9 protein-coding genes are annotated in these 10,538 nt (G+C 46.1%); 3 read left to right on the forward strand and 6 right to left on the reverse strand.

The genetic code is table 11. The features are described 5' to 3' along the window. Positions 1-228 precede the first annotated feature (228 nt). Together aceB and DPF93_RS14235 are read left to right on the forward strand one after the other, a co-directional pair. A complete protein-coding gene (gene aceB, locus DPF93_RS14230; RefSeq protein ID WP_114766791.1) occupies positions 229-1,848 on the forward strand; it encodes a malate synthase A in 1,620 nt (539 codons plus the stop codon). Between the two features lie 63 nt (positions 1,849-1,911). Beyond that, positions 1,912-2,349 carry a GlcG/HbpS family heme-binding protein gene (locus tag DPF93_RS14235; protein ID WP_114766792.1) on the forward strand — a complete coding sequence of 146 codons (438 nt, stop codon included), beginning with the start codon at positions 1,912-1,914 and terminating at the stop codon, positions 2,347-2,349. A 105-nt stretch (positions 2,350-2,454) separates the two neighbouring features. Here DPF93_RS14235 and DPF93_RS14240 read toward each other — a convergent pair whose 3' ends face one another. Further along, complete coding sequence (locus DPF93_RS14240; protein WP_114766793.1) at positions 2,455-2,937, reverse strand: MarR family winged helix-turn-helix transcriptional regulator; 483 nt, start codon at positions 2,935-2,937, stop codon at positions 2,455-2,457. A 116-nt stretch (positions 2,938-3,053) separates the two neighbouring features. Between DPF93_RS14240 and DPF93_RS14245 the strand changes: the two genes are divergently transcribed. Then, complete coding sequence (locus tag DPF93_RS14245; RefSeq protein ID WP_114766794.1) at positions 3,054-3,956, forward strand: DMT family transporter; 903 nt, start codon at positions 3,054-3,056, stop codon at positions 3,954-3,956. A gap of 53 nt (positions 3,957-4,009) precedes the next feature. Here DPF93_RS14245 and DPF93_RS14250 read toward each other — a convergent pair whose 3' ends face one another. From DPF93_RS14250 to DPF93_RS14270, 5 genes are read right to left on the reverse strand one after another with little or no spacing between them, the layout of a single operon-like run. Further along, entirely contained in the window at positions 4,010-5,380 is a 1,371-nt protein-coding gene (locus DPF93_RS14250; RefSeq protein WP_114766795.1) for a TolC family protein, read from the reverse strand. Between the two features lie 18 nt (positions 5,381-5,398). Further along, complete coding sequence (locus tag DPF93_RS14255) at positions 5,399-6,295, reverse strand: efflux RND transporter periplasmic adaptor subunit (protein WP_114766796.1); 897 nt, start codon at positions 6,293-6,295, stop codon at positions 5,399-5,401. Next, complete coding sequence (locus DPF93_RS14260; protein WP_244204733.1) at positions 6,288-8,444, reverse strand: site-2 protease family protein; 2,157 nt, start codon at positions 8,442-8,444, stop codon at positions 6,288-6,290. The genes DPF93_RS14255 and DPF93_RS14260 overlap by 8 nt, the downstream gene beginning before the upstream one ends. Beyond that, positions 8,408-10,231, reverse strand: a complete 1,824-nt coding sequence (locus DPF93_RS14265) for an efflux RND transporter periplasmic adaptor subunit (RefSeq protein WP_114766797.1) — start codon at positions 10,229-10,231, stop codon at positions 8,408-8,410. The genes DPF93_RS14260 and DPF93_RS14265 overlap by 37 nt, the downstream gene beginning before the upstream one ends. A gap of 9 nt (positions 10,232-10,240) precedes the next feature. After that, on the reverse strand, positions 10,241-10,519 hold the full coding sequence (locus tag DPF93_RS14270; RefSeq protein ID WP_114766798.1) for a DUF3467 domain-containing protein: 279 nt from the start codon (positions 10,517-10,519) through the stop codon (positions 10,241-10,243). Positions 10,520-10,538: the final 19 nt, after the last annotated feature.

Genomic DNA, 10,538 nt, shown 5'->3' on the forward strand with positions numbered 1-10,538 from the left:
ACATTTTTACAACATCAACCAACTACAAAAACCCATCAACGAGCCTTAAAAGCCAAGAAATCATTGCTTTATATAAAATATCTTGACGTAAAATTATTTTACCGAACGCACAAATGATAAATATTTGTTAAATAACCTTTGATTGTTTACATGAATTGCAATATAAGTATTCGTGAACAAATAACTTTGTACACAAAATCATTCGATATTGTTTAAAGGAGACAAACAATGAGTCTGAACGATGTAGCAGAAAGAGAGAAAACCGCTTGTCTACACGTGGTCGGTAATATGGATAACCCCGAGTATTCAAGCATTCTAACCAAAGAAGCACTCTCTTTTTTAACCAAACTTGTCAAAGAATTTGCCCCACGACGAGATGCCTTGCTGCAAACTCGCGAACTACAACAACAAAGCTATGATGCGGGTCAATTACCTAACTTTCGCTCGGATACACGTGCAATTCGAGAAGATAAAAACTGGAAAATCGCTCCACCCCCCACAGCACTGATGGATCGCCGTGTCGAGATCACTGGACCTGTAGAACGCAAAATGGTCATCAATGCGCTAAATTCCGGAGCGAAAGTCTTTATGTGCTGTTTTGAGGATGCCTCAGCGCCGACGTGGGATAACATGATCCAAGGACAGATCAATTTACGTGATGCCAATGCCGGCACGATCAGTTACTACGATCAAAGCAAAGATAAACACTATCAATTAAGTGACGATCCAGCCCTATTGATTGCTCGTCCAAGAGGACTGCATCTGCCAGAGAAGTCGATTCAATACCAAGATCAGCCGATCCCTGGTTGTTTAATGGACTTTGCCCTCTATTTCTATCACAACTACCTGACGCGTGCTGAGCAAGGGCTTGGAGTCTACTACTACATCCCTAAACTCGAGTCGATGGAAGAATCTCAGTGGTGGGATGATGTCTTCTCCTTCACCGAAGAATATTTTGGCGTGCAGGTTGGTACGATTCGCGCGACGGTACTGATTGAAACCCTTCCTGCTGTCTTCCAGATGGATGAGATACTTTATGCGATGCGTGACCATATTGTCGCTATGAACTGCGGTCGCTGGGACTATATTTTCAGCTACATCAAAACCCTCAAAAACCATCCTGATCGCATCCTGCCCGATCGCCATCTAGTCGGAATGGACAAAGAGTTTCTCAACGCATACAGCCAATTGCTGGTGCGCACCTGCCATCAACGAGGGGCACTGGCAATGGGTGGCATGTCTGCCTTCATCCCTAGCAAAGACCCCGCTGAAATGGCGAAAGTGACCGCCAAAGTGATCGAAGATAAGGAGCGCGAATCCAACAATGGTCACGATGGGACTTGGGTCGCTCATCCCGCTTTGGTCGATTTAGCCATGTCTGTGTTTGAGAAAAACCTCTCTGGTAAACCCAACCAACTCGACTTTGTTAGCCCAGAGCACGAAATCACGGCAGAGCTATTGCTCAAGCCTTGTGAAGGCAGTCGTGATGAGGCAGGCGTGCGTAAGAACATTCGCATTGCTCTTTACTATATTGAAGCGTGGATCCGCGGATATGGCTGCGTACCCATCTATGGTTTGATGGAAGATGCCGCCACAGCAGAAATCTCTCGCGCCAACATTTGGCAATGGATCCACCATAGTGTTGTTTTGGATGATGGACAAACCTTCACCAAGCAACTATTCCAACAATGGTTATATCAAGAACTGAACACAATCAAACAGGAAGTGGGCGATACTCGATATGCTGAAGGCCGCTTTGAACAAACTGCTGACCTTTTCTTCGAGCTGTCGACAGCAAAAGAGTTCGCCACCTTCCTGACCTTACCTAGCTATCAGTTACTCAATTGAACTGATTCATCGCGCTCTCATTTAGATTAAAACTCTAAGAGGCGCACATTTATAGGAGATAACATGGGAAGTTTAACTCTAGAACAAGCACTCACGATTACTGACGGTACTTTTCGAGCCGCCATTCAGAGCAGTAGCGCGCCTCTCACCGTCGCGATTCTCGACAGTGGCGGTAAACTCATCTCATTACAACGTCAAGATGGGTCAAGCATGCTGCGCCCCGACATCGCTATCGCGAAAGCGTGGGGAGCGCTAGCGCTCGGTTGCTCTTCGAGAAAACTCGCCCAAGATGCTGATAATCGACCAGCGTTTATCTCCGCCGTAAATGTGTTAGCGCACGGCAATATGGTACCTGTGCCCGGGGGACTTTTGATCCGCGACGCCCAGCAAAACATTCTGGGTGCAGTTGGAGTGAGCGGCGATCTGTCCGATGTTGACGAAAGCTGTGCACTTGGCGGCATTGACCACGCTGAACTCTATAGCGATGAACTTTCTTCGTAGAACGCTGCACAACTTTCGCAACGGAGTTAACCCTGTTTCACTGGTCAAAAACAACAACGCCCTCAATGATTGAGGGCGTTACAATTTATTCTTACATCGAAGACCTTACTCGTATTGAGTTAACCAGCCTTTCAATATGGTATTCATTTGCTTCTTCTGACTTGCATTCATGCCTTTAACTAACTTAGTTTGCACAGCGGCATGCTCTTCAATAATTTGATCAATCAAAGTAAAGCCTTTTTCTGTCAGTTCAACAGTAACACTGCGGCGATCTTCTTTGCTGTGCTCACGGCAAATTAACCCTTTCGATTCCAATTTATCTAAGCGATTGGTCATTGCACCCGAGGTAAGCATCATCGAATCAATTAACTCTGAGGGGGTTAAGCGATATGGTTTGCCACTTCGACGTAAAGACGCCAGCACGTCAAACTCACCTAGCTTAAGGTCATAGCTCTTATGCAGACGAGCGACTTCCGTTTCCATATATTTAGCGATGCGCATCAAACGACCCATGATCGCCATTGGCTCAGTTTCTAGATCCTGCTTTTCCCTTGCCCATTGTTCTACCACTCTATCGATAGCGTCCATGAATATTCTTCTCCAGTACTAATGCTGATTGAATACCTTAACATAAAGATACTTTACAAACATCGATTTTAGGCGTACCTTTGACACAAAAGTATCTTAACGTAAAGATAAATACAATGAATATACTACTTGCCATGATTCCGGCGTTCTTTTGGGGAACCACGTATGCAGTAACGCAGTTTACGCTTGCTGACTGGCCCCCATTATTACTGGGTGCGATTCGCGCATTACCGGCGGGATTACTGTTGTTGGCATTTAGACCAAGCTTGCCTAAAAAGGATGACTGGAAGATTCTATTTGGTCTGGGGCTAATTAACATCGCCACCTTCTTTGGTCTGATTTTTGTTATGGCATTGACCTTACCTTCTGCAATTTCAGGGGTGGGGATGATTTCAGTGCCTGTATTTGCCATGCTGTACAACTGGCTAATCAACAAACAGCGCCCAGGGATCATTCAATCACTGTGTGGGACTGCTTTAATTGCACTTGCATGGATGCTGTTTGATCCAAGTTCAATCAGCTTAAACCCACTTGGGCTTGGGGCAATGCTTGCCGCCATTCTTTGCATTGTGATCGGCAGCTCGATCACCAAATCTCTTGGTAACCGCATGCATTGGTGGACAGTGCTGACATGGCAACTGATTTTGGGTGGCATTATCTTGTTTATTGCCTCTAGTGTGCATGCTGTTATCGAGCCAGACAAATACCTAACTGTTGTTGAAGGTTTCTCTTCAACCAATTTAGCCGGATTATTATGGGTGGTAGGATTAAACACTGCACTAGGTTATGGAATGTATGTATGGCTACTGCAGCGCATGTCGGTGGTGGATTTTACCTTCGGTGGGATTGCCAACCCGATTGCCGGGATACTGTCTGGCTTAGTGTTGTTGGGTGAAAGTTTTACACCTTTCCAATACAGCTTAATGATCGGCATGATCATCATGTCTTTACTGCCGCAGGCCGTCCTCGCCATTAGACAAAATAAAACCCCACCAGCACAGGTGAAGCTGCAGCAATAAAGCGGCTTGTCACCGCTTTATTTTCCTGCCGCCGACAAATTTCTGGACTGGCCTTATCGGTTATACGTTGATGGTCTTTCTACTGGTTGAGCAGTTAAATCAAGTAGGTTATTAACACGTTCTACCGATGCGATATCAATCGTACCTGTTAATCGATTTAACAGCAGATTACCAAGCAAATAGTTGTAGCTTGCTGACAATTGCTGGCGTTTCGCACTGTATACATCGCTGATGTCATCCAACAGTGTATCAACTGTGATAAGTCCTGCTGCAAGTTGTTTTTCACTGCTATTGACGATGGTTTCTCGGCTGTGAACCAAGGTTTTCAAATACGGTAAGCGCTCAATACTATCATTAACCTGAACCAATGCCGTCTTGATCTGCTGTCTTAGAACACGGTCAAACTCGACTTTTTCATACTGCTTAAACTTCCATGCATGTGCTGCTTCCATACGCTCGTAACCCACACCATCGCCATTAAAAATTGGCACGTTGACACGCAGCGTCACTATGGTTTCCTTACTCTCAGAGGCTGAGCCAAACAAAGCGCCACCAATATCACGATAGGTATTTGTCGCTCTTAGTTCAACAGTTGGGAAAAGCGAACCATCTTGCTTAGCAAGCTCTGAACGAGCGGCTTTTACGCCATGCTCTAACGCCAGATAGTCTGGGTTTTGCTGTTGCGCTTGAGCAAGCCAGTAGCCAACATCGTTGTACTCTAAAGGTCTAAGAGGAAAGTCTACATTCAGCGGTTGGATATATTCTAATCGCTGTCCAGTCAACGCTTCTAGCTCAGAGAACTTGTTGTCTACCTGTGCCAGTGCTTGTAGCATCTGAGTTTTCGCCAAACTCAATTTAGCGGCGACTTCACTATACTCCAACTCACTACTTAGCCCGCTGCTGCGGCGCACTTCGAGCTGATTTTTCTGCTCGAGGTAAATTTCATGCTCCGACTTAGCCAATAAATAAGCGTCATAGCTAGCCAGCGCCATCAGGTATCCTTCAATCGCATCAAATGCTAGGTTCTGCTCTGAAACTTGGTACTCTGAGTTTTGTCTATTGAGTAAATGGTTACTTTGCTGAATAGAAGCGAACAACTCACCATCAATAATTGGCTGCACAATTGATAGTGTGCGCAGCTGGTTGTCAAATTCAGCCTCGCCGAGGTTAAACGTTGGGTTTTCAGTACTAATCAACTCTTGGCTCACCGATTCATAATCCAATGTTAAATTCACTCGCGGCGTGATGCTTAACCAAGAGTTTGCATAGGCAGCTTGTGCTTCATCGGTCAAAGCTTCTGCTTTTTGCAAACTGGGGTTGTTAACAATTGCTTGGTTATAAACATCAAGCAACGTGCCTGCGCAAGCCGATGACGCAGCCAACACTGAAAAAATGGCGAAGAAGGTTCGTGTCGGAGTTTTCATGCTAAATGGATATCCTTATTAATTTTTGTCCTTGGTTGACTGGGTATCTGGCATCAGAGCGTCTAAATCAGCCAATGCAGTAGAAAGTGACGCATCGCCCACTGGGACTTTAGGCACCACTGATGTGAGTTCTAGCGAGCATTTGATCCCAGCTGGAATTTGATAGTTTGCGTTTGCCAACTCCAAACGAATATTAAAGGTGTGGCTTCGCGGATCCGCGACTGGGTCGATTAAGGTGATAGGCAGTTGCTTGCTCTCTAACCCAGGCATGGTGAAAGTGACTAGCGCATTGTCTCCCGTTTGAAACTGTCCATACTGCTCAACGGGTAAACTCGCTTCAATATACAAAGGGTCGATTTTAGCCACTTTAATGATGGGTTCATCGCGCACTTGTTCCCCTAACCCAACAAAGCGCTCCACCACGACCCCGTCAATGGGAGAATGAATCTTTTTCAGAGCCAATTCCGCTTTTGCCATCGCCAGCTCATCTTTGAAAACCGCTTGCTGCTCTTTGGCTTCCTGCAACTCCATTTTGGCGATCATATAGCTGGTTCGAATTTCATCGGCCGCCTGCGCAGAAATGATGTTTTGTGCCATCACTTCTTTGTTACGCTCAATCTGACGATGCTCGAAATCATATTTCGCTTTACGCGCACTTAACGAGCCTTTGCTCGATGCTCGCGAATTTGAATAGACAACACGTGCACGCTCTACTCTGTCATCTAACTTGACCAATAGCTCGCCTTGCTTTACCCATTGCCCTCGATTGGCATGCACTTCAGCGACTACGCCCACTACTGGAGACGCTAATTCTAAAAGTTCACTTGGTTTTACCTGGCAAGGGAAGGATTGCGCTGCAACAGGCATCGCAAGCAAAGTAGAGAGTAATGACATTGCCAACGTTACTTTATACATCGAGTCTCCTTAGTAATGTCTGACGCACCAGTCGAGTGACTTGGGCAAATAAAGGTTGGTATTGATGTTGGAAACGAATTGACACCCGCTCTCCGCCATAGAAGACTTCTGGCTGAGCTAAACGAATATCGGCGATATAAAAAAGTTGATGAGTGCTCAATGTCTGTGCATCTTTGACAGCAAACTCCCCTCCGCCATCAATAGTTAATACTTCACTCGGCAAGGTGTGAGTCGCACCCGGTGCAAGACGGGCAATATTCGCATCACTCACCTTAAATGGTTGATGCGCACTTCTAACCTCAACGTTGAGTAAAGATTCACGTACCAGATCAATCTGCTCCATTGGCACCACAGCCTTGACCGTTGCATACTGATCAGGCTGGATTTCACCGATAGTATCGCCCTTTTCGAGATAACTACCGGGAATGACGGATTCTTCTAACGCAACAAATATTCCCGCAACCGGAGCGGATATACTCAACTGTTCTAAACGATAACCTAACTCCGCTAGCTCTAATTTAACTTGGTTAATTCGCTCTTTCGTAATGACCGCTCGAACGCGATCATCAACTAAGTCTGCGTCATACTGTTTCTGTAGTTGTAGTAAGTGCGCTTGTTTCTCATCTCTTTGCAAGTGCACCATGGGAGCTTGTAAAGTTATCAGGGGCTGCTTAATACTCACCGAAGTGGATCGTTCAACATGAACAATATCCACAAAACCACTGGTTTGTGCTCTCACTCGATTGGCCTCGGGTAGCCAAACCACTCCTTGAACGACTGAATTATTGGGCAGCGGCACCAGACCAATCAAAGCGAGCAGAATAAGAGTAAGCACGACTCCTCGTCTGACAACTGGCGCATTGGGCGTTTCTTTTTTGCTACGATTCATAAACACAATAAATTTTATTAAGGGAATGGCGAACATTTGCATCAATGTCCAAAGCGCCAAAATCCAGCCTATAAATGGGACATGTTCCGCCAGATACAGAGCGATTGTTACCATGATTACGGCACGAAATAACCAAGAGGCAGGCCAATAGAGCAGAAACCATCGCCATTCACTTTTATCGTAATCAGGCTTCGCTGCCTCTCGTTTTCCGAGCAAATAGTACTGAGCTAAGTAGCTATAAGCGTTAGCCGAACGCGTCGCTAGGTTTGGCAACTCGACACTATCTTGCAAGGCAAAATATCCATCAAACCTTTGCAGTGGATTACCGTTGAGCAAGACCGTATTGATCCATCCGATCATCATCACGTTATACATTGCCGCGCGGATCACGCCGGGTTCTACCGTTAGCCACACGAAAGTTGCCAGGGCGGCGAGTAATAGTTCTGACTGTATCCCAGCAAGGCTTACCCATACTCGATGCCATTTATTCGGTAATAGTGCCGACTGAGAAGCGTCGACATAAGGTACGGGAACAAACGCAATAAACAGCAGCCCAACCTCTTTACAGCGTCCACCATACCGCCCTATCGCCAATACATGCGCAAACTCATGGACCGCTTTAATCAGGACGTAGACGCATAAACCCAGCAAAGCGTTTTCGACACTAAAAAACTGATCGTTTAAGTTATCGGTGATTTCTCGCCAGTGCATCAGTGCTAGCAATGCACTCGTCACCACTAAAGCAAACCACACTGCAAACATCCATGGCGTATATATCCAACCTGATAGGCGCTGCAAGTGCGAGCCAAAACGAGTGGGGTCGAACAAAGGTAATTTAAAGGAGGCTGGATTACCGTATTTACTAAATAGCGCCATTCGCATTTGACGTTTTCTGCGCTGAGCCAACTTTTCTAAATCGAGAGGATGTAGCCCCGTTAGCAAACCTTGTGACTCCAGTTGATTGAGTAAGCCCAAAATCTCTTCTTGGCTTAAGCGGTTGCGCTCATCCCATTCTTGATAACCCTGATAGATTTGCTCAACATTTTTCTCGCCACTTAACTCCGAAACAAAAGGGACTGCCGCAATCGGCACGCGAAAAACACGATGAGTGTCGTTGTCTCGAATCACCCACCACTGCTTACCACGGTAGCAATGCATGGCGGTTGCAAGACCTGCTTTCAATATGGGTCTGGATGCCGAAATCGCTTTCCATGCATTGGGGATCACGGCATCACCACCCAGACTTTCACTGTTATCCAAGCCCAAAGCTTACGCGTCCAGTTCCAAATCCGCGGTTGAGTCACCGTTTCAATCTTAGCGATACCTTCCATACCCGGTCTCAACTCAGCAACATCGCCTTGTAATACACCTTCAACGCGAAATACGGTCTTGCCTTCTTGTGCTTGAGCGATTGGCGTTACGCGACTGACTGCAAAATCGAACGGTTGGTTTGGAATTGGCGTAAGTAGCGCCCGCCCTAACTGCTTTGCTTCAACATAGCCAATATCTTGTTGTTCAACCTCAATCAACAGCTTGTATTGGTTAAGTGGAGACAACTCAGCGAGCACCTCCCCTTTGCGCACAGGAGTTCCAATTGCATCAATCAAATCACCACTGACAACAATAGCTTGATCGAGTGGTGAAAGCACCTGAGTGCGGCTTAACTTGTCATTAAGTAAGCTAATCTCTGCCTCTACGCGCTTTTGTGAAGCCGCCAAAATGTTGGATTTGGCAATATCACGTTCGCCGCGCGCGGCATCCATTTGTCGTGATACCTCAACATATCGCGCCTTAAGATCGAGCTTTTGTAGCTGAAACTCTTTATCATCGAGTGAAAAAATCAACTGGTCTTTGCTTAACTCGTCACCCGGTCTCGCCGCTACTTCGGAGATATAACCATCGAATGGCGCTGCAATCACTCGCCTTTCCGCACCGATGATTTTTGCATCAGCAGTCACTTGATAATGCACCGGCCAGAACAAAAACAGAGCGAGCAATGCCGCGCTGCTAAGAATGATGGACGCTCGCTTACCCTGCTTAAAAAAGCTCGACCACTTGCGTCTAGTTGATTTAACTAATGTATTGGTTAGGGGCACCTGTTCAAAAAAGCGCAATGCCAACGGATAAGCTATGGCATCTATCGTCTGCTGCAATTGCGCTAATAATTCTGCCGCAGGTATTTTGTTGCATGAAACCAGCCAGCTAACATTAAAGCGTTGATCACGATAGCAAAAATTTAGCGTACACCAATGTCCCCAAGACACGTCATCTTGTTTTGCCAACAATTGCCCAATTGAGTCAGATTCTACGGCTAACTTGGTTGTATCACTGCACTGAGCCAATGCATCTCTAAGTTGACTCAAAACCACTTCAGTTTCAGCCTTTGCGTCTAGCTTGCCAGTGTAAGCACCTACTTGAATCAAAGAGCGCGAGCTCTCATCACTAAGCAACATAACGCAGCGGTTAAGGTTGAACGTTTTAAGCAGATCGGTACAAACCCATTCGCCAATATCTGCCACGGGAATCGGTTGTTGAACCTGCGCCAACAACTTAACAATCTGCTGATTCGATTCTGTTTGGCTATTATCATGCGGTTTTGCTGGCATGAGCCGCTGGACTAAAACCGGCACTGCCCACTGCACAATCTCAATCGCTTTAGTAAGAAGGCGGCTATCTTGGAGTTTTAAGCTTAAAATCACCACGCCATAGAGTTTGTCCGCCGCACTTAACGGACAGGCAAGGAAGTAAATTCCCTGACTCTCCTCACTTTGAACAACGGGGGCTAAGCGCTGCATAGCCTGCTCACCCACCTGCTTCATCACCGAGGATGACTTAGCTTCATTGGAGGTAAAGGCGACGGTTTTATAGTCAGCAGAGGCTGGCTGACCTATGGCCAGCAAGCCTTCTAACACAGAAAGATCCGCCAGTTGTGAAAACTGATTCAGAACTAAAGCGAGCCAAGTTTGCCCTAGTTGTTCAGGGTCACTCGTACGAGAAAATACTTGCCATAGATCCGAATCATTTTTGACGGTGGTACTGCTATTCATCACAACCGATTACTTAATCTCACCGTGCTTTTCTTCATGCTCTTTGAGCACTTTACCAAGCAGCAAGAACAGACGTTTTGCTGCGCGTGGGTTCATAATAATGCGATCGCTTAGTTCAACATCAATCTGTTCGTTCGAGCCATTCCAATTCTGGCTGGTGCCAAACAACAACATGAATTCTTCAATTGTACTGCCAACGTTCGCGACATTTGAATAGGTAGAACGCATCTGATCATCATTCCACACAACGTTTGGTTGGTTGTTCGCTGTTTTTTCTTGATTACTCATCGTTTTTCCTTACTGCTTG

The sequence above is a fragment of the Vibrio rhodolitus genome, assembly GCF_003350325.1.
Lineage (GTDB): Bacteria > Pseudomonadota > Gammaproteobacteria > Enterobacterales > Vibrionaceae > Vibrio > Vibrio rhodolitus.